Here is an 18,014-nt window from a genome sequence, read left to right as displayed (position 1 = left end):
TGGCAATGACGCATCTCGTCCCTCTTGCCAAGGAGGTCGACGACGACAAGGTGACCCCCGGCGTCCTCGGCTTCATCGTCTTCGCGGTGATGGCCCTGGCGGTGTGGGGCCTGATGAAGTCGATGAACCGGCACATGCGGAAGGTCGACTTCGAGGAGCCGGAGACGGAGCCGCAGGCGGGATCGGGCAAGCAGCCGGTCGGCGCGGTGGCCGGCGAGGCCGCCGCACCCGAGAAGAAGCTCCCCGGCGCGGGGAAGTAGCCGCGGTCCGGTTGCCCGGCGCGCCCGCTCCCCGCGCGGCGTGAAGGGCCCGGCCGCTCAGAGAAGGGGCCGGCCGCTCGGAGAAGGGGCCGGGCTGGTGCGGCCGCACACGGTCGCGCGCCGCCTCATGCTCGTGGAGCGGGAGAAACTCGTGCGCGCGGGCTAGCCGCACGGTGTTCGTGGGTAGCTTTCGCGCATGAGTGATGTCGTGGACTCGGACGAACTGTTGCGCAGGATTCGCAGGGCCCGGGACTGGGCCCGGCAGGAGGAGGGGCGCTGGCGGGCGCGGGCCGGTGACGGGGGGAGTCAGGGGCCGGGCGGGGCGGCGGACGCGGAGGTCCGCGTCGTCGCGTACGAGGCCGTGAGGAAGGTGCTGGACGAGATCGTCGATCCGGGGACGAACGCCTTCGACTAGCGGGGCCTTCGCCGGGTGGGGGCTCCGACGTCGGCCTCGGGAGATCCACCGGGCGTAGGTCTGACCTCCGTGCCCGGCCCCCCGGCACCCTGCGGTGGTCGGTCAGCGGCACAGGGCTGTGTCCACCGCCTTCTCGACCCGGCCCATCGTCGTCGGGTCGGTCGGCTGGGTGGTCACCGCTATGTTCGCGGCGCGGCCGCCCTCGGTGACGCCGCCCCGCGTCTCGTAACCCGTCATGCTGCCGCCGTGGCCCCAGTAGACGCCCCCGCACGACAGCGGGGTGCTCACGAGGCCGAGGCCGTAGCGGGCGCCGGCGGCGAAGGGGCGGCCGGCCGGGACGGTGGTGCGCATCTGGGCGAGCTGGGCGTCCGGCAGGAGGCGGCCGTCCAGGAGCGCGGTGAAGAAGCGGTTCAGGTCGGAGTTGGTGGACACCAGCTGGCCGGCGGCCCAGGCCCAGGAGGGGTCCCATTCGGTGGCGTCGAGCAGCGGCGTACCCGGGGCGTTCTGGTGGTAGCCCTTGGGGTGGCGCTCGTGGAGGGTCACGTCACCGGGCGCGGGGAAGTAGGTGTGGCGCAGCCCGAGCTTCTCGATGACGCGCCGGTCGATCTCCTCGGCGAGGGAGTGCCCGGTGACCTTCTGGACGATCAGGCCGGCCAGTACGTAGTTCGTGTTGCTGTAGTGCCACTTCTTCCCGGGCTCGGACTCGCCCTTGTGCGCCAGGGCCCGGTCGAGCAGTTCGCGGGGCTCGTAGGGCCGTATCTCGTCGTCGAGGTGGGGGACGTAGTCGGGGAGGCCGCTGGTGTGTTGCAGGAGGTGGCGGACGGTGATGTGGCTCCCGTCGATGTCCTCGCCGCGGACCAGGCCCGGCAGGTAGGTGTCGACCGGGTCGTCCAGGCGGATCCGGCCCTCGCCGACCAGTTGCAGCACGACCACCGCGGTGAACGCCTTGGTGTTGCTGCCGATCCGCACCTGACCGTCCCTCGGCACCTTCGCACCGGTGGCCAGGTCCCCGACGCCCGCGGTGTAGGTACGGGTATGGCCCTCGCGCTCCTTGACGCTCGCCAGCGCGGCGGGCACGGCGCCGTCACGCACCAGCGCGTCCAGGCTCCGCTGGACCGGGTCCTGCCGGGCGGCGGCGGGCTCCGCGTGAGCGGCGGGTGCGGCGGGTGCGGCGGATGCCGCGGGCTGGGCCAGGGTGCCGAGCGTCAGCACGCCGAGGGCCAGCGCGGCCGTCGCGGTCACGCGCCGGCCGTTCCGTCCGCCGTTCGGCCGGCCGGGGGTACGGAACCTCTGCCACACCTGCTCACGCATCGCGCCAACTCCTGGAGATCGGGGGGAGACCGGCGGCGTCCGCGCCGGGCCCCATCAGGATGTCCGGCCGCGAGGGTCCACCACGATCCTGCTGCCGCCCGACTTCCGGTGGGGCTAGCCCCAGTAAGGACCGAGGGCCAAGGGTCGAGGGCCGGGGGTGGCTGGTGAGGTTCGCGCAGGTCAGGTCGTGCGGCGGTTGCCCTTGGCGTCGCAGGGCAGTTCGGCGGCGGTGTGGTGGGCGAGGAAGTCGCGCTGCGCCTGGTGTTCGACTTCGGTGATCGCGGTGGGCTCGACGTCGATGATGCCGCCGAAGGGCCGGTCCACGTCACGGATGATGCACAGCGTGGTGGTGAGCAGCGCGGTGATCACAACGAGCGTGGTCAGCTGGCCGCGGCTGTTCTGCGGGGGATGCAGATGCCGAGTGCGATCACGGTGATGGCGAGGGTGGCCAGCAGGAACCAGAGGATGGCGCCGGGGATGCCGGCGGTCGCCTGCGTGAGGCGTTCCTCGCGCTCGTCGGAGCGTTTGTGGTCGGCGCCGACCAGCATGCCGAAGGCGGGCTTGCCCTGGAGGGCGCGGAACGTCTGCCGGAGGTCCGTCGACCACACGCTGGGTGCGCGCGAACCCTTGCCGTCGGCCATGGCGGGCCACTCCTGCGTGCGCACCGCGCGGGCGTAGCAGACGGCGTCGGCGTGGATCCGCCCCCGCTGGGGCTCGGGAGTGTATTCGGCGGTCTCCACGAGCTGGTCCAGGGCGCGGGCCTCGCCGCGGGAGGCGACCTCCGCCTTGCCGTAGGAGCCGTTGGCGGTGACCAGGACGAAGGCCAGCAACAGGACGGTCAGCGTCAGCAGGGGCCGACGAGGTCCTTGACGGCCATACCGGTGTCGTCATCCTCGCTGAGCAGACGGGGCCGCAGGAACTGGTTGGCGGCGAGCCCGACGAGCAGGGCGAGCACGGCGACGACGATGACCAGGATCACGGCTGTTCACCTTCGAGTGGCGGGCGGGCCCGGAACCGGGGGAGCCGGTGATCCTTTCCCGCCCCTCGCCGCGCCTGAGCGGCGCAACCGTTCGCCGCCTCCGTACGAGGGACCCGGCCTTGCGCCGGATGAAGGGCCCCGCGGACGATGACGTAGATCTTCTACGTCCCGTGCGCGGGGTCCCGTGACCGGGGTAGCGGGAGGCGATGGAGCTCTCGAAGCGGACGAAGAACGCGTTGGGTGTGGCGGCGCTGTATGTGTTCGCCGTGCTGGTCGTGCGGTTTGCCGACGGCGGTACGAGTTGGTGGACGGCGCTGCTGTTCGGCCTCGTGGTGACGCCTCTGGCCCTGTGGGCGGCGTGGCTGCGCCGCCGGATGATCGAGCGGGGGGCGGAGTACGGTCGCAGGCGGCTGCGGCCGTGGCCGGAGGAGCGGCGCCGCGCGTGAGTGGCGTTGCCGGTGGGCGTGGGGGAGCGGCGTCTCCGGTCAGCGCGGGGGGACGGTGTCGCCGGGGAGCGACCATGCGCCCCGGCCCCGGCGCCGGTGGTCAGTGCGGAGGAGCGGCGTCCCCGGTCAGCGCGGGTGAGCGGTGTCCCCCGTAAGCGCGGAGGAGCCGGGCCGCCCGTCAGCGCGGGGGAGCGATACCGCCGGTCAGCGCGGAGGGACGGCGTCCCCGGTCAGCCACCATGCGCCCCCGCCCCCGGCGCCAGCGGTCAGCGCGGAGGGACGGCGTCCCCGGTCAGCGACCATGCGCCCCCGACGCCGACGCCGCCCGTCAGCGCGTAGGGACGGCACGCCGGGCGCGCGGCCATGCGCCCCCGGCGCCAACACACGCCCCCCGCGCCCCCTCACCCGGCTGCCCCTGGCACCTCCGCCCCCGGCACCTCCGAGCCCGACCCCGCTGTCGGCACCTCCACCCCCATGACCTCCCGCGCGTGGCGGTTCGGGACCATGCCGAGGCGCCAGGCCTGCCAGCCCGTCTCCAGGTCCGCGCCGCGCTCCAGGAGCAGGGCGTAGGCCTGGAAGTAGTCGGCGAGCTTGCCGTCCCGCGTGGGGTGGTCGGCGCGGGCGAGGCGGTTCAGCTCCTCCTGGGCGACCGCCGTGCCGATCTCCCAGCCGCCCGGCGAGGCGTAAGGCAGCAGGGTGCAGCGCAGAAAGCCGGCCCAGTCGCCGCCGCGCCGGTCGCCGTACGAGGCGAACAGCTCCGCCGCCTCGTCGCAGAGGGCGAGCGCCTGCTGCGTACGGTTGTTGCCCGCGTCCACGACCGCCAGCTCCAGGCACGTCCACGCCTCGCCGTGCGCGACGCCGATCCGCTGGAAGTCGGCGCGGGCGTCCACCAGGAGCTGGCGCGCGAAGCCGGAGTTGCGCAGCGAGCCGGTCTGGGCGGCACGCTGGTCGCGGGTGACGCGCGCGGAGTGGTGCCGGGCGCACGCCAGCCCGTACACGTCCCGCATCCGCGAGAACATCGTGCGGGCCCGCTCCAGTTCCCGTACCGCCTGATCGAGGCTGCCGGTCTCCTCCAGGGCCTGGCCGAGGTAGTACAGGGTCCACGCCTCCCCGCGCGCGTCCTCGTTCTCGCGGTGCCGGGAGACCGCCTGGCGCAGGCCGTCCAGGGCGGGTGAGGGGTCGCCGTCCACCAGCCGGGCCCGCGCGAGCTGCGTCATGGCCCACGCCTCGCCCCGCTGGTCGCGGGTGCGCCCGTACAGTTCGAGGGCGGCGCGCAGCTCGCTCTCCGCGCTCGGTACGTCGCCCATGCGCAGCCGCAGCTGGCCGAGCTGGAAGTGCGTCCACGCTTCGCCGTGCACGGAGCCGCCGGCGCGGTGCAGCGTGAGCGCCCGCTCCAGCATGTCGAGCGCGTGCGCGAGGTGGGCGCGGTCGCGCTCGACCGCCGCGAGCGCGTGCAGGGTCCAGGCGCGGTCGCCCGCCAGTTCGTCGGCGGCCTGGAGGTCCAGCGCCTCGGTGAGCCGGGCCGCGGCCTCCGTGAGGTTGCCCTGGTGGTGCAGCGTGATGCCGAGGGAGCCGAGCGCGCGGGCGGCGGCCGCGTCCTGGTGGGCCTCGAAGTAGAGGTCGACGACGGAGTTCAACGTGGTGCGCGACTGGTCCAGTTCGCCGAGCTGGCGGGCCGCGATGCCCGTGCGCCACTGCACGCTGCGGCCGAGCGGGCCCTGGTCGATGGACTGGGTGAGTTCGTTGATCTCGCCGAGGCGATAGAGGTCGCCGCGCAGCAGGCAGTAGTCGCACAGGGCGCCCAGGAGATTGAGCACGGCCCGCTGGTCGACGCCCTCGGCGTGCCGCAGCGCGGCGGTGATGAACGTCGACTCGTCGTCCAGCCAGCGCAGCGCCGCGTCGAGGGAGGCGAAACCGTGCTGCCCGAAGTGGTCCGCCCTGGTGGACGTCTTGCCGTCGACCAGGCGGATCACCGTGTCGGCCAGCTCGCCGTAGCTGACGATGAGCCGCTCCTGCGCGGCCGTGCGCTCGGCGGGCTCCTCCTCGTCCAGGAGACGGGCCAGGGCGAAGGAACGTACGAGATCGTGCAGACGGTAACGGCCGCCCCGGAGCCGGTCGACCAGACCCGCGTCGGAGAGCGAGGTCAGCTGGCGGCCCGCCTCCTGCTCGTCGGTGGCGAGCAGCGCCGCCGCGGCGGCCGGTCCCAGCGAGGCGCGCCCGGCGAGCGCGAGCCGCCGCAGCAGCCGCCGGGCCTGCTCGGGCTGGTCGGTGTAGCGCAGCCACAGGACGCGCTCGACGGGACCGACCTTCCCGACGGGCCCGTACGCGGCCAGATCGGCGGCCAGCCGGCGCGGAGAGCGGGGTCCGAGCGAGGAGCCCGCGGCGCGCAGCGCGAGTGGCAGGCCGCCGCACAACTCCCGTACGGCCTGGGTCGATTCGGCGTCGTAGGGTCCGGACAGATCCTCGGCGGACTCGCGCAGCAGCTCCTCGGCGCCCGCCTCGTCCAGCGCCTCGACGGGGAGCCGGTGCACCCAGGCGGGCAGGTCCGCGGGCAGCTCCAGCGGCTCGCGGGCGGTGATCAGGACCAGGCTGTCGGAGCGCTCGGGTATGAGGGTGCGGACCTGTTCGGCGTCGGCGGCGTCGTCCAGGACGACGGTGACCGCGAGGCCGGTCAGATACTGGTGATACAGCTCGCTCAGCCGTTTGACCTGCTGCTCCTGGGAGGAGCCGCCCGCCGCTGCCGCCTGCGCCCGGGCAGGGGGGACGCCGATCCGGAAGAGCAGCTGATCGCGCGGGGCCCCCAACCGGTTCAGCAGGTGCAGCAGCGCGTCACGCGTGGACAGCGGACTCTCCCCGGGGGCGTCGCCGCGCAGGTCCACCACGCACGCGCCCCGGAACTGGTCCCGCAGATCGTGCGCCGCCCGCACCGCCAGCGAGGACCTGCCCGAGCCGGGCGCGCCGTGCAGCACGACGACCGTGGGCCGGGTGTCGGTGCTGGCCCGCGCCGCGTGCACCCAGCGGGCGATCTGCGCCAGCTCGGCCCTGCGCCCGGCGAAGGGCCCCGCGACCTCGGGGAGTTGGGCGAAGGACTGCTCCAGCACGGAACGCCTGCGCGCCGCCGCGCTCTTGTCCGTGCCGCGCAGCTGGGGCGTCGCCTTCTTCGTCGTACGGGTGCCCGTGGCGGCGGCGAGGAGCCGCTGCTGGTCGAGGAAGGGCCGGATGCCCCGCACCTCCAGCGCGGTCAGCCACTGGAGCCGCAGCTGTTCGGCGCCGCCGGGCCGGCTGAGCGCCCCGGCGCGGCGGCCGGCGGCCGGCACGTGGGAGGCGGTCACCTTCAGGACGGTCGCCGCCGCGCCCGCCACGACGACGATCGCGCCGGTGCCCAAAGCCGTGCCGGCGCCCGTGCCGAACGACAGGTCGCAGACCCCGGCGGCGACGGCGGCGACCACCGCCACCAGCAGCGGCGTCCCGGCGCCCTCGCGGGCGTAGCGCTGCCCGAAGGTGAGCTGCCCGGCGTCGGCCTCGTCGAGCGCCCGGGTGTACGTCTCGTACTCCTCGGCGGCCGTTCGCGCCATGGCGTCGAGCGAGCCGCGCGCCCGCGCGAGCAGAACGCCCCCGTCGACGCGCCCGCCCGAACGCCGCACCTCCTCCTCCACGGCCCGAGCCAACAGCCGCTCGGCCTCGGCCCGATGGCTGTCCCGCATATGGGTCCCCCTCCGAGAGCAACGGTCACCAGCGGTCACAAGTGTCGTGCGTACACGCCTCCGGCGCGAGGGAGTCGGCGGATCAGGGCCGCGTGTACGCGGACCGGGTGTCCGGTGTGTGTGGGTGCGGTGCCACCGGTCCGGTGTGCAGGCCATGTGATCTCGGAAGCATGCAGTTCGGGACACGAGAGGTGTCTGGATGGTGGAGGGTCTGCTTTCGTCGGTCGTTGAGCGGTTCAACGTACGAGAATCAGTCCGCAGCTGTACGCGCGTGCGTGGCCGATGCCCTGGGCGAGGGCCGTGACGAAGGCCGTGGGGTCGGTGACCGTCAAGGTGCCCTTGATCTCCGCACGAGCGATACGCAGGCCCTTATGGGGTGCTTGGCTCGAGACGTTCGGGAGCATGCGTACGGCGATCCGGTCCGTATCGGCGTCTGCTCCGATGCGGGTGACGCCGTCCGGGGCGACCGCAGGTTCGCCGGGCGGTTGGAGGCGGCGCGTGAACCATCCCTTCACGTGTTCGGGACGGGTGTGGGGGACGCGAGTGCCCCGGGTCTTCGGCGGAGAACCCGGCGGAGGGGGAACGCTGCGGACGGGATTGACGACCGCGCGGAAGGCGACCCGGTCGCCGATGCGGAAGGTGCGATCGACGGTGAGAGGCTCCGGCTTCTCGGCCAGGGCCGCACGGGGAATGCCGCTCCAGTCGGCGGGGAGTGACGACTGGACCACCAAGTTGAGCCGCGCCTGCCGGAGGTCGACGGTCCAGGTCGACAGGATGCCCATCTGGGCACGAGGGTCCGGGCTGCCGTCGTCCACCCAGCCGGGGAAGCCGCTCATGACGGTTCGGTGCATGTCCTGTGCGTCGATGAGCGATTTGCCGACGAAAGGGTGCCGGGCGTCCAGGGTCAGCAGAGTCTGCGCGGCGACGAATCTGGCGGCCCGACCCGCGCCCGACGCAGTGGTGTTCGTGTTCACAGGATGATGTCCCATCCACGGGCGTGTGCGGCGATGGTGATGCGGTGGCGGGTTTCCCAACGCAGGCTGTGGGTCCCTCCGTCCGCTCCGAATTGCACGGGCTGATCGGACAGGGGGCCGACGCCTGGGAGTGGGCGTCTGCTCTCGAGCCAGGCCCACGGGCGTATGCGCTGCGCCGTCGCCGACGGCTCGGCTTCGGGACCGACGGCATCGGGAAGCAGGGAGTGTGTCTCGAAGACCTCCTTGAGCGAGCCCGGAGCGATACCGACGGCAAGGTCTCCCGACGGCGGACAGGCTTTGCGGCCGAGCCAGAGCAGCCTCTTCGGGTGCTCCAGGGCATGGGCCACACGCTCCAGGAGCGCCCTGTCCTGGTGCTCCAGACCGACGAGGAAGGCAGCGTCGGCGAGATACCAGCGTTCCGTGATCAGGCTGTGGCGGCGGACCTCTCCGGAGATGAGCACGCCTGACCTCGGGTCGGTGCCGACGTACTTCGGTGAGCCGTACCAGGCACGCAGTTCGGCGCGTCCGAACGGACCGGGCCTCAAGGTGTCATCCTGCGGTGGTGTCGGCGATGAGTCGGTGGTCGCCTTGGCAGCTCGCTGGTGGTCGGTGATCAGGTCCCGTGGCCGCAGCGGGTACTTCCCGCCGCCGACTGTGTGGTAGTCGCGGAGCGACGTGCCGGGCCGGTCGGCCCGCACTCCGAAGCGCACCTCGGCGAGTTCCCCCAGAGGTTCTTCCCGGGAAAGCCCGAGGGCCGCGGCGCACAGGCCGATCACACCCGACTTCGTCGGACGGCTGTGTGTGTCGCGACGGGCGAATCTGCCGGCGATGCCCCAGGACTGGAGGGGGCCGGCCAACCGGATGAGGAGGACGTGCGAGTCGTTCGTGCCGCTCACGGAGTGAGATCCTCGACGCGTTCCACAACGGACAGCGACTCCGGTAGTTCCAGCTCTCCCAGAAGCAGATCGATTTCAGGGTCGTACGTGAGCAACCGCGTGGTGCGCAGATCGCCACGACGGCGGCTGACAAAGGTGTGGTGACGCAGCAGCCTGCGTACGGCGGCGGGTCCCGCCGGTCCTTCCCCACCGTCGGACAAGGCCCCCTCGTCCACCGGCCTCTGGAAGGCGGACGCGTAGTTGTAGGGACGTTCCCCTTCGAAGGCGAGGACGAGCACCGGCAGTGACCCGGTGGACGCGGTGGAATTCTTCTTCGCCTCCGGGAATGCCTCCACGAAGGAGTTCACGAACTCCTTCTCGGCCTCGGACGCCACCTGTTCGGCCTCGGCCTCGTCCATTCCGGCGACCCTCAGATTGACGCGAAGCTGCATGCGGTCAAGGGCCGCGTGTCGGTAAAAGGTGCCGGAGATCAGGGACTGGTACCCGGTCATACCCGCGCCCGCGTCGTCTGCGGCGTCGAGAAAATCGAGAGCGTTGCGTTTGCGGTCGAGTTTCGCATCGTCAGCGGCCGCGTAGAAATCCTCGATCTGTTCTGCTTCGTGCACGGTGAAGGCATGCCCCGTCTGGACGGCGCCGTCGACATTGGGCGAGTCGGGGATCTCGGCGAGGAACCGACCGTAGAGGGCGATGTCCACGGCGTCGCGAGGCGCGAGGGCCAGGAGGACGGCGTCGCGGGTGGCCTTGGGCAGCGGAGGCAGGGGCATGGCCCTGGCGGTTTCCGCGGGAGCCTCCTCGTTCTCCCCTGCTGTCGTGTCCTTGCCCCTCGCCCCGCGGCGTGTCTTCTTCGCCGCCTCGGCGCGAGCCTGGGCTTCGAGGTAGGCGTCGCGCCACTCCTCGACCTCCGCCGCCCGATCGGCGATGTGGTGCGCGATCCTCGCCCCGGCATCGGACGGCGCGAAGATGAGCACCTTGGTCAGGTTGGCCACGGTCTTCTTCTTCGGATCGCCGAATTTGAGACCGCTGGCTTCCATCACCGCACGGGCCGTGACCAGAGCCCTGTCCCGCTCCCAGCCGTGGGCGGACTCGAGTTCACGTCCGGTGAGAAGGGCCCACTCCCGGGTGCGGACGCCCATGCTTCGTCTCTTGAGCTCCCCCAGGCCGGCATTGGCCCGGTCACGGGCGTGGACCCGCTCGGCGCGCCTGCGGGCCTGGCTCGTGATCATGTGGCGTTCCACACCGCCGAAGACCAGGGATTTGGGCTGCCCGTTCTCATCACGTACGGGAAGGACAGCGGCCAGGGTCTCGATGAGATGCAAGGAGAGGAACTGGCTCCGAGGTGGCTCGGTCACGAGGTGGTGTCCTTTCGAGACGTCGGTGGAGGAGCCGCCCGTGTCACGGGTTCGTTCCACGCTTCCCGGCTGCCCCCGGAGGGGTGTGGAAATGGACCGACCATTCGTAGGCGATGCGCGCCTTGCGGTCGTTCCACCGGATGAGGTCTTCGGTGAGGGTGGTCCAGGACGGCGGGGGCTGTTCACAGGAGCGGAGCCGGGTGATCGCGTGCTGGAGGTGTCGCCAGGGAACGCGCCGGCTCGCGACGACACGGTCCAGAAGCCGTTGAGCGCCGGGGTTGTCCGGACCGCGTCCGGTCCCGTCCCCGATCCTGCGGGCCGCGGCGCCGAGACTGCCGTGGCCGTACGAGGGTGTGGAGCGCCCCTGGTGGTAGATCGCGAACAGGAAGGCCATCCGCTCGAAGAGGTCGCGGTGGTCGTCCCCTCCGTACCAGCCCGCGCGGATGTGCGCGTTGGTACGGACCCGGGACCGGCGGAGCTCGGCGAGCGTCCCGTACTCGCGGTTGCGGACGAGGGTGGTGAGCCAATGGGTGAGTGCCGCGCTGTCGTGGGTGAAACGGGGTGCATCCGTACCGGCCGACGAATCCTGCTCAGTCAAGCGCTGTCTCCCCTCGGAGTTCGGCCGGGGCCCGGTCGCCGGACACGGCCTCCTCGAAAAGTCGCACGGCCCGGGTCCGTGCTCGGTGGTAGCGGTCGCCGGGCGGCAGGGTGTCGAGGAGCTGGAGCAACCGGGTGCGAGCCGTGGTCGTCAGGCTCATCGCGTAGGCGACCAAGGGCGCGGACACCGGGTCGTCGTCCTCGAGCCCCCGGTCGATCACCTCGTCCAGCAGTTTGAGGAAGGGGTCCTCGGCTGCGGGCCAGAAGTCGTACCGGGCATCTAGACGCGCCACCGGACCGGCCTCGTCCGCGGCACTCATGGCCGGGAACGCGATCTCCGCGGCGACGATCGCCGCGTGCTTGAGAGTCCGCGCCAGGTGTTCGGCGATGTCCGAGCCGCGGTGTGACGCGCGGTAGAGGTGCGCGGCCATGCCGGGGGCGTAGGGGTAGGAACCGTGGGTCCATATGACGGGGAGTGTCTTGTTGGTCAGCAGGCCGACAGCCCAGAGGTGGTAGGGGGCGCCCTGCAGCGTTTCCGGGCCCGGTTCCTCGGGTTCTGGTCGACGGTACGGGAGAAGGGACCGCAGCCGCGCGTACATCCCGCCCCGGCCGTCGTTGACGGCGCCGTACAGAGCGTGGGCCTGTTGCCAGAGGGCTCGGCTGGGTGAGGGCCACAGGGGCTTGGACACGCCGTTCGTGGTCGTGCTGTACACGGCGTCCTGAAGATGACGTGCCGGGTCGAGTTCCAGTACCTCACCGGCTCCGATCAGAACCCGGTCGACCATGAGCTGCCCGTGGGGACCGTGGGCTGGACGCAGCAGGACGGAACGCCCCAGGGCGCTGTGCAGGTCCGCGGAGCTCCGCGGCGCCCGGGGCTTCCGCTTCTCCTCGAACCTGCGCTGCTCGAAGACGGAGTTGGTCCAGGAGGTGTTGAGCGGCTTCCCCGGCCCGTCGGGCGGATAGAGGTTCAGACGCAGTGTCTCACCGAGCGTTCCCCCCAGGATGACGACCCGGATCCGGCCCGTCAGGCGGCCCGCCGCGAGATTGGTGACCCTGGCGCCGAGCTCACCCCCGGACATGCGCGCGCGTCCATAAGGGCCGTAGACGTGTTGGGTGAGGGTGGCGCGGAACGCGTCGGCTGCCGGGAGAGGGTTGTCGCGTTCGAGATGATGGTGGTCGAAGTGCTGGTTGTAGTCGCCGGAGTGCTCGATGATCAGCTGGGCGGTTCCCGTGCCGCTCTTGCGGAGATCCTTCGACAGGTCGGAATTCTGCGCCAGAGGGTAGACAGGATGGAACAAGTCCCAAAATTCCGCTGGTTGTTCCAACAGCCACTCGGCGGCCGGCGCGAGGGATCTTTGGCCAAGGACCCAGGCATTCCAGTCCCCGTCGGAGGACGGGCAGGTGCCGGAGGCGAAGCAGATGGCCAACAAGTACTCGATGACGGCGACGGTCTCGCCCGGTGAGGCGCAGTCGAGGGCGGCCAGGTCGTCGGCCCGGTTGAAGACCTCGCTCAGTGAGTGGTGCGCGGTCGCCCCGTCGAGGTCGACGGCGGGGATGCACGGCTGCAAGCGAGGGTCCCAGCTGGCGCCCTGTCCGGCGGGAATCGGCAGTCGAACCTCCGCCAAGTCCGTGCCACCTCCTTCTGTTCGATGTCCGGAAACCCAACGGGTGGTGGCTCCGACGAGGGTGGTGTCCCCGCATCGAGCCGTCCTCCGGGCGGTTCGTGAGGACCGGAGGTACGGGATACCCCCGCACACGCGGGGAAAAGCCCATTCCAGGGCTCTGCAGGCTCCCGACGGGCCATTCCCGCAGTGAGCGGGAAGCGCTTCGCCGGCCATGTCGGTCCTTGTCGCACCTGGTACTCGATCACTCGGCCGGATGACACCTGAGCAAAGGTCTAAACTCGGGGGTGCCGATGTCTCGGCACCCCCGGTAACACCCCACCGGGAGACCGGTGAGGTGCGAGTGGTTCCCGCCCCGTGCGCGCGGAACGAGAACCACTCACTGCCGGAGGCGGCCGTTCTCGGCGCCTTCTTCGCGTCGAGAACGGCCATCTACCAGAGTTGGTCGACCACTTTGGCCGCTACCGCGCTGACCACTCCGGCCACCAGGATCAGGAACAACTCCTCCTTGCGGCGCCCCAGCCACTTGCGTGCTGCCTTCTTCATGCCCCTCCCTTCGTGTCGGGGCCTGCAGCTCCGCGGTCACGGAGCTGCAGGCCGCGCCACGGCTTGAGCGGGCGGCAACGCGCACGATCCTCTCCCGCCAACTCCCCTGTCTGACAGGGGATTTCAGGCCATCCAAGGGGCGGGAGCACTCAGTGAGTGCAGTGCACTTCAAGTACCCGAGTTCCCCCTCCTGGGTCACGCACTTGTTCTGCCCCATCAGGGCCTGCCACAAGGCGCAGGCGCCGGTACGGTCGGCGCGCGCGGCATCGGATGCGTCCGTCGCGCTCAACGCGATCGCCGACGCACCAGGATGCTGAGCGTCGTCCGCGCGTCCCTGCGGCGCTCCTGTGCGGAGGCGAGGACCGAGACGAGGGCCACAGTGAGCAGGGCGACCACATAGAGCAGGCCGGCGGTCCCGCTCAGGAGCAGGGTGTAGGGGAGAAGTTCGGGGAGCTGGGACATGGGCCATCCTTCTGTCGGGAGCCGCTTTCAGCTGCTGTGGTGAGGGCTCCAGGCTGGCGGCAGCGGCCTTGTGGCCGCTAGTTGCGCCAACCCCGGCATCACGGTTTCCCCTGGTCAGAAACTTGAGATCGTACGGTGGCGGCCAAGTTTTTCCGCGCAGCGACCACGGAGGGGAGCGGGCCGGTGAAGCGTTCGACCAGACGCGCGAGGAACGAGCTGCGCAGAATGCTGCAGGAGGTGTGGTGCTCCCAGAAGCTCACCTACAGCGGCGTGGCCAAGGAGTTGGAGGTCCCTCGCACCACGCTGCGAGGGTGGATCGCGGGGGCGACGGTTCCCCCGCCGGACCGATTGCGTCACTTCCTGGCCGTAGTGGCCAGGGCGCAGGGCGGGCACAGCGGCACTCCGACGTACTCGGAAGCCGACTGGGAAGCCGCCTTCAAGGCAGCGCAGAAGGAAGCGAAGAGTGCGCGGCACGAGCCGAGGCCCGTGGACCGGAGACACGTGGTCCCCGGCACTCGCTTCATCGGGCTACACGATCCGGCCCCTGAGGTCTCCGTGGCCGAGGTGCGCCTGCGGGCGAACGAACGTGCGGAGATGAAGGCGTTCGTCCAGGAATCCCGCCCTGAGGCGCCGTCCTATCTGTGCTGGCACGCCGATGGCCCTGTGGGCAAGACGACGCTGCTCGCCGGTTACGTCCGGCATAAGCCTCCTGTCGACTGCGACATCCTGACCTTTTTCGTCTCGGAGACCCACGGCACGGATACGCGAGGCGCGTTCGAGAGAGAGATCGCCGACCAGATCGCCCATTTCCTCGGCAGGACCGAGCGCCCGGTGCCCAAAGGCACGCGGGCGTGGAACGCGCTCTTCGCCAAAGCCGCCGCGAAGAGCGCGAAGCATGAACGGAGCCTGCTGCTCATGGTCGACGGCCTCGACGACGACGTGGCCTGGTCGGACGACCTGGTCGGGCCGGAGCCTGCAAACAGGTGCGGAACTGTGAGGCCCAGGGATCACTTCGGGGGCGAGTTCGACAACCCGGACCGAGCCGTACGGAGATCCGCGAGCAGGAGCATCGCCGCGCTTCTGCCCTCCCGCCCCCCGCCCAACATGCGCGTCATCGTCTCTCTCCGGCGCTGTGCCCCTCTTCCCCGTGACGTTCCCGAAAAACGGCATCCACTGCGTCAGAACCGCTATCTGCGAACGCTTTTGCCGCTCACAGGGGTACCGAAGCTTCGGCGACCACCGCCCGACATCACTGTTCTGGGCGAACCGGTCGTGGCGCTACTGGCTGTGGCGGACGGCGGCCTGCGGACCACAGATCTGGCGGAGTTGACCGGGCTCTCCGCAGCCCATCTGGACCGCTTGGCACAGGGCCCGGCGGGGCGTGCCCTGGTGACCGAGGATCCACTGCTCGGGACGTATGCCTTGGCGGATTCCCGCCTCGTGCGCACCGTGTGCGAGGACTTGGGAGATGCCATGGTCCTGCGCTACACCGAGAAGCTGCTGCTCTGGTCGCGGAGGTGGCACGCGGCCGGCTGGCCGGACGACACTCCTCCGTATCCTCTGAGGCATCAGCTCCGCCTGCTGAGCGGTACCTCCCAACGCGCGTCGTACGTCCTCGATCCGCTCCGTCTGCGTCAACTGGCCCGCGCCACCGGTCCGGACGTCCCGCTCGCTCAGCTGGACTCCTTCGAGACGGAGATCAGAGCGGCGACGGACATCACCTCCGACGCCGACCGTCTGGCGACGCTCATCTCCCTCTACGGCGCGCGGTCCCTGCTGCGCCGGGCACATGACACGCCCGTGCCCGACGGAGCCCCGGCTCTTTACGTCAGGCTCGGGGACGCGGAGCGCGCACGCGGCTTGGCGCGCTCCGCGCCCACGGCCGTCGACAGGGCCGTGCACCTGGCGGACATGGCGGTCGAACTGGCCTACGCGGGGCAGCCCTCCGTCGGACAGGCCAATTCGCACACCGATTCCCTCGTGCGGGAGGCAGCAGAGTGGCTGGCCCGGGACCGTGCGCATCAGGGGTTTCCCGGTGCCCTCCGAGAACCCGAGCCGTACGCACGACTCCTCTGTGCCGCCGGAACGCTCACTCGTCTGAACGGTCCCGGAGCCGCCCGGCCCATCCTTCGCGCAGTGCTCCAGGACCCGGCGGCCGGGACAGCGGCGATCGCCGAGGCGGCGGGGGAACTGGATGCCGTCATGACGCTGTACTCCCGGGCGGAGATGCTCAGCGCGGGTGACCTACGCGCCCGGACCGCGGCAGTGGAACTCTATGGCGCGTTGGCACAGGTAGCGCCCTACCTCAGCCAGTACGCGGGTAATCGCATCGAGGCCGTCTGCGAGGAACTCGATGACACGGATGGGCTGGGATCGGTCGACGTCCTGGCCGCCGCGGCGTCGGCGCTCGTCGGTCTGCCCGCCAAGCGACACCGCCGAGCCGCTGAACAGCTGCGGAAGGCCCGAGCCCGGCTGCATCAGGCGATCGAAGCTCTGAGTGACCCTGATTCCCCATCTGACGCCTTGTCCGAAGCTGATCGCACCCACCTGCGCCGCGAACTCGCTGCAACACTGGAGCGCTTGGCCAAGGCCACAGTGGCCATGGAGGCGCTGGGCGACCTTGACGACATCAGGCATGAACTGGAGGCAGTACCGGTAGACCATCGTGTCGGGATGCTCGGGGACCCCCTGCTGGAACGGGCGCAATTGACCCTTGAGGCAGCCGAGAAGGAGAGGAATCGAAAGGCCTGCGAGGCAGCGCAGAGGGCCGCGGAGAAGAGTGAGGCGGAACGCAAGGCGAAGCGCAGGAAAGAGGAACGCGAGGCGAAGCGCAGGAAAGAGGAGCGCGAGGCGAAGCGCAGGAAAGCTGACGCCGAGCGAGCAGCGCGGAACGAGGCGTGTGCGAGCTACACCACACGAGTCACTCGGGCACCACAGCCCGCACGGACTCAACCCGAGGACACACGGCTCTCCTCCCCGGCCCGGCGTCCTGCCCCGCCCCCTGCCCCAACCCGGCGTCCTGCCCCGCCCCCGCGCCCTGCCCCAACCCGGCGTCCTGCCCCGCCCCGGCGATCGACCGGCCTGCTGCGCCCCGGCGACGGCCCGTACCCCGACCGCCCGGGACAGCCTCTCCTCCCCCTGCTTCTGGAGGCGGACGACCAGGTGAGCGCGGGCCGTCTCCTCCGCGCCGGGGAACTCCTGGAGGAGGCTCTGCGGAGCCGCCCCGCAGCACAGCCCACGAGCTCCTCGCATCTCCCTGATGACTGGACCGCAGAACTCTGCCAGGCCATGGGCGCGGCCGGCGCGTCGGACGAGGCCGAGGCGCTGGTGCGACACCTGCCCGACACACCTGCCCGCGCGCGGCACCTGGCGGCGCTCTCCCTCGGCTGCTCCCTCGCTGGACATGACGACCCCGGCGCCTACTACGCCCGAACGGCGGCCAGGTCGGTACCGGCCGAAGCCACCCCCGGTCTGGCTCATGCAGTGGCCCAGGCTCTCGCACACGCCGGGGACGAGGCCGCAGCAACGGCGATGGCGAGGGGGGACACCGCGCAACGGTTCCAGGCGCTGACGGCGATTGCCGCCGGGCTCGTACGACACGACCCGGAGGCGGCGGCACGTGTCGCCGAGCCGTTGGTGGAGGTTCTCGCACGGCGGATGGGGGCGGGCGGCCCACATGTCCCTCTTCCCGAGCTGGTGGCGCTGCTCCTCGCCTTCCCGGACGTCCGGAACCCGGCCCCCCGGCTGAGTGACGTGCTCGGTCGGGCCGCGCTGCGTGTGGCTGCCCCCGCCACGGTGTCGCCAGCGCGGTCGATGTCCGTCCTTGCCCTGCTGGAACAGCTCGGTTGCCTTCCGGACGAAGCCGTGAACGCTGTTGAAAGCGCGGTCGGCAGATGGCGGTACGCCCGCCAGTCGGGACCGCAACCCCCTGCGGAACTGGCCCTCCTTGCAGCGCTGAACGGCGACACGCCCGCCGTGTGGCGGTACGCCGACGCAGCGCGAACACCGGACGATCGAGCGGTGGCGTTCGGTTCCGCCGCCGCGCACCTGGCGGGGGCCCAGGCGGCGCCGGCCGCGGACAGCGACGCCCGTGACCGGGTGATCCGGACCTGCCTGGCACTCGCCCGAGTCGCGGCCCACGACAGTCCCCCCGCCGAGGGGGCGGCCCGGGACATCGTCCTGGAACTCCTGCGATCCGACGCGTGGAGTCGCACCATCCCGCTGCTTCCCTCCCTCGCCCCTGGGGCCCTGAAGCACTTGGGCGCCATGGCGAAGGAGATGCGTCCTATGTATGGATTCACTGGGGAGGGCCCCTCAGCGTGATGGGGTCATGAGGCTCGGTCGTCTCCAGAGCGCTCGATACGACAGGGCGCGCGAGCCCTGTCGGACGAATGGGTGCTGTTGAGAATCAGGTGTCGTCAGCGCTTGGAGAGCGGCACACCCGCCGTCGCCG

At 71.1% G+C, this 18,014-nt stretch carries 15 protein-coding genes; 4 read left to right on the top strand and 11 right to left on the bottom strand.

The window, feature by feature from the left end:
- Window positions 1-5 precede the first annotated feature (5 nt).
- Together ABZ385_RS17300 and ABZ385_RS17295 are read left to right on the top strand one after the other, a co-directional pair.
- Window positions 6-260: a hypothetical protein gene (locus ABZ385_RS17300; RefSeq protein ID WP_358584751.1), complete on the top strand. Its 255-nt coding sequence runs from the start codon at window positions 6-8 to the stop codon at window positions 258-260.
- 196 nt (window positions 261-456) lie between these two features.
- The gene (locus ABZ385_RS17295) at window positions 457-675 is read left to right on the top strand and encodes a hypothetical protein (protein WP_358584741.1); all 219 of its coding nucleotides are present in this window, start codon (window positions 457-459) and stop codon (window positions 673-675) included.
- A 102-nt stretch (window positions 676-777) separates the two neighbouring features.
- Here ABZ385_RS17295 and ABZ385_RS17290 read toward each other — a convergent pair whose 3' ends face one another.
- The 4 genes from ABZ385_RS17290 to ABZ385_RS17275 form a co-directional block, all read right to left on the bottom strand.
- Window positions 778-1,986, bottom strand: a complete 1,209-nt coding sequence (locus ABZ385_RS17290) for a serine hydrolase domain-containing protein (RefSeq protein ID WP_358912019.1) — start codon at window positions 1,984-1,986, stop codon at window positions 778-780.
- A 180-nt stretch (window positions 1,987-2,166) separates the two neighbouring features.
- Window positions 2,167-2,355: a hypothetical protein gene (locus ABZ385_RS17285; protein WP_358696889.1), complete on the bottom strand. Its 189-nt coding sequence runs from the start codon at window positions 2,353-2,355 to the stop codon at window positions 2,167-2,169.
- Window positions 2,356-2,366: 11 nt separating this feature from the next.
- Complete coding sequence (locus ABZ385_RS17280; protein ID WP_358696887.1) at window positions 2,367-2,816, bottom strand: hypothetical protein; 450 nt, start codon at window positions 2,814-2,816, stop codon at window positions 2,367-2,369.
- A 14-nt stretch (window positions 2,817-2,830) separates the two neighbouring features.
- A complete protein-coding gene (locus ABZ385_RS17275; RefSeq protein ID WP_358590755.1) occupies window positions 2,831-2,965 on the bottom strand; it encodes a hypothetical protein in 135 nt (44 codons plus the stop codon).
- Between the two features lie 206 nt (window positions 2,966-3,171).
- Between ABZ385_RS17275 and ABZ385_RS17270 the strand changes: the two genes are divergently transcribed.
- Complete coding sequence (locus tag ABZ385_RS17270; protein WP_358590758.1) at window positions 3,172-3,411, top strand: hypothetical protein; 240 nt, start codon at window positions 3,172-3,174, stop codon at window positions 3,409-3,411.
- A gap of 401 nt (window positions 3,412-3,812) precedes the next feature.
- Here the strand turns inward: ABZ385_RS17270 and ABZ385_RS17265 are convergent, their stop codons facing one another.
- The 7 genes from ABZ385_RS17265 to ABZ385_RS17235 all read right to left on the bottom strand — a co-directional run bounded on the left by ABZ385_RS17265 (window position 3,813) and on the right by ABZ385_RS17235 (window position 13,561).
- Window positions 3,813-7,115, bottom strand: a complete 3,303-nt coding sequence (locus tag ABZ385_RS17265) for a tetratricopeptide repeat protein (protein WP_358912017.1) — start codon at window positions 7,113-7,115, stop codon at window positions 3,813-3,815.
- Window positions 7,116-7,351: 236 nt separating this feature from the next.
- The gene (locus ABZ385_RS17260) at window positions 7,352-8,104 is read right to left on the bottom strand and encodes a type I-E CRISPR-associated protein Cas6/Cse3/CasE (RefSeq protein ID WP_358912015.1); all 753 of its coding nucleotides are present in this window, start codon (window positions 8,102-8,104) and stop codon (window positions 7,352-7,354) included.
- Window positions 8,086-8,985: a type I-E CRISPR-associated protein Cas5/CasD gene (gene cas5e, locus ABZ385_RS17255; RefSeq protein WP_358912014.1), complete on the bottom strand. Its 900-nt coding sequence runs from the start codon at window positions 8,983-8,985 to the stop codon at window positions 8,086-8,088. Before cas5e ends, ABZ385_RS17260 begins: the two co-directional genes overlap by 19 nt.
- Window positions 8,982-10,334 (bottom strand): type I-E CRISPR-associated protein Cas7/Cse4/CasC, encoded by a 1,353-nt coding sequence (locus tag ABZ385_RS17250; RefSeq protein ID WP_358912012.1) that lies wholly within the window; start codon window positions 10,332-10,334, stop codon window positions 8,982-8,984. Before ABZ385_RS17250 ends, cas5e begins: the two co-directional genes overlap by 4 nt.
- Window positions 10,335-10,377: 43 nt before the next feature.
- Window positions 10,378-10,932 (bottom strand): type I-E CRISPR-associated protein Cse2/CasB, encoded by a 555-nt coding sequence (casB, locus tag ABZ385_RS17245; RefSeq protein ID WP_358912011.1) that lies wholly within the window; start codon window positions 10,930-10,932, stop codon window positions 10,378-10,380.
- Window positions 10,925-12,556 carry a type I-E CRISPR-associated protein Cse1/CasA gene (locus tag ABZ385_RS17240; RefSeq protein ID WP_358912009.1) on the bottom strand — a complete coding sequence of 544 codons (1,632 nt, stop codon included), beginning with the start codon at window positions 12,554-12,556 and terminating at the stop codon, window positions 10,925-10,927. The genes casB and ABZ385_RS17240 overlap by 8 nt, the downstream gene beginning before the upstream one ends.
- An 828-nt stretch (window positions 12,557-13,384) precedes the next feature.
- Complete coding sequence (locus tag ABZ385_RS17235) at window positions 13,385-13,561, bottom strand: hypothetical protein (RefSeq protein WP_358912007.1); 177 nt, start codon at window positions 13,559-13,561, stop codon at window positions 13,385-13,387.
- A gap of 183 nt (window positions 13,562-13,744) precedes the next feature.
- Between ABZ385_RS17235 and ABZ385_RS17230 the strand changes: the two genes are divergently transcribed.
- On the top strand, window positions 13,745-17,884 hold the full coding sequence (locus ABZ385_RS17230; RefSeq protein WP_358912005.1) for a hypothetical protein: 4,140 nt from the start codon (window positions 13,745-13,747) through the stop codon (window positions 17,882-17,884).
- The last annotated feature ends 130 nt before the right edge of the window (window positions 17,885-18,014 follow it).

This window comes from Streptomyces sp. NPDC005898, assembly GCF_040629635.1.
Classification (GTDB): Bacteria; Actinomycetota; Actinomycetes; order Streptomycetales; family Streptomycetaceae; genus Streptomyces.
The sequence above is the reverse complement of the archived record's forward strand: the minus strand, read 5'-3'. Positions and strand labels throughout refer to the sequence as shown.

Coding starts and splice junctions, on each gene's coding strand:
- ABZ385_RS17300 (WP_358584751.1), top strand. CDS start 6: ATGACGCATCTCGTCCCTCTTGCCAAGGAGGTCGACGACGACAAGGTG.
- ABZ385_RS17295 (WP_358584741.1), top strand. CDS start 457: ATGAGTGATGTCGTGGACTCGGACGAACTGTTGCGCAGGATTCGCAGG.
- ABZ385_RS17290 (WP_358912019.1), bottom strand. CDS start 1,986: ATGCGTGAGCAGGTGTGGCAGAGGTTCCGTACCCCCGGCCGGCCGAAC.
- ABZ385_RS17270 (WP_358590758.1), top strand. CDS start 3,172: ATGGAGCTCTCGAAGCGGACGAAGAACGCGTTGGGTGTGGCGGCGCTG.
- ABZ385_RS17265 (WP_358912017.1), bottom strand. CDS start 7,115: ATGCGGGACAGCCATCGGGCCGAGGCCGAGCGGCTGTTGGCTCGGGCC.
- ABZ385_RS17260 (WP_358912015.1), bottom strand. CDS start 8,104: ATGGGACATCATCCTGTGAACACGAACACCACTGCGTCGGGCGCGGGT.
- ABZ385_RS17235 (WP_358912007.1), bottom strand. CDS start 13,561: ATGTCCCAGCTCCCCGAACTTCTCCCCTACACCCTGCTCCTGAGCGGG.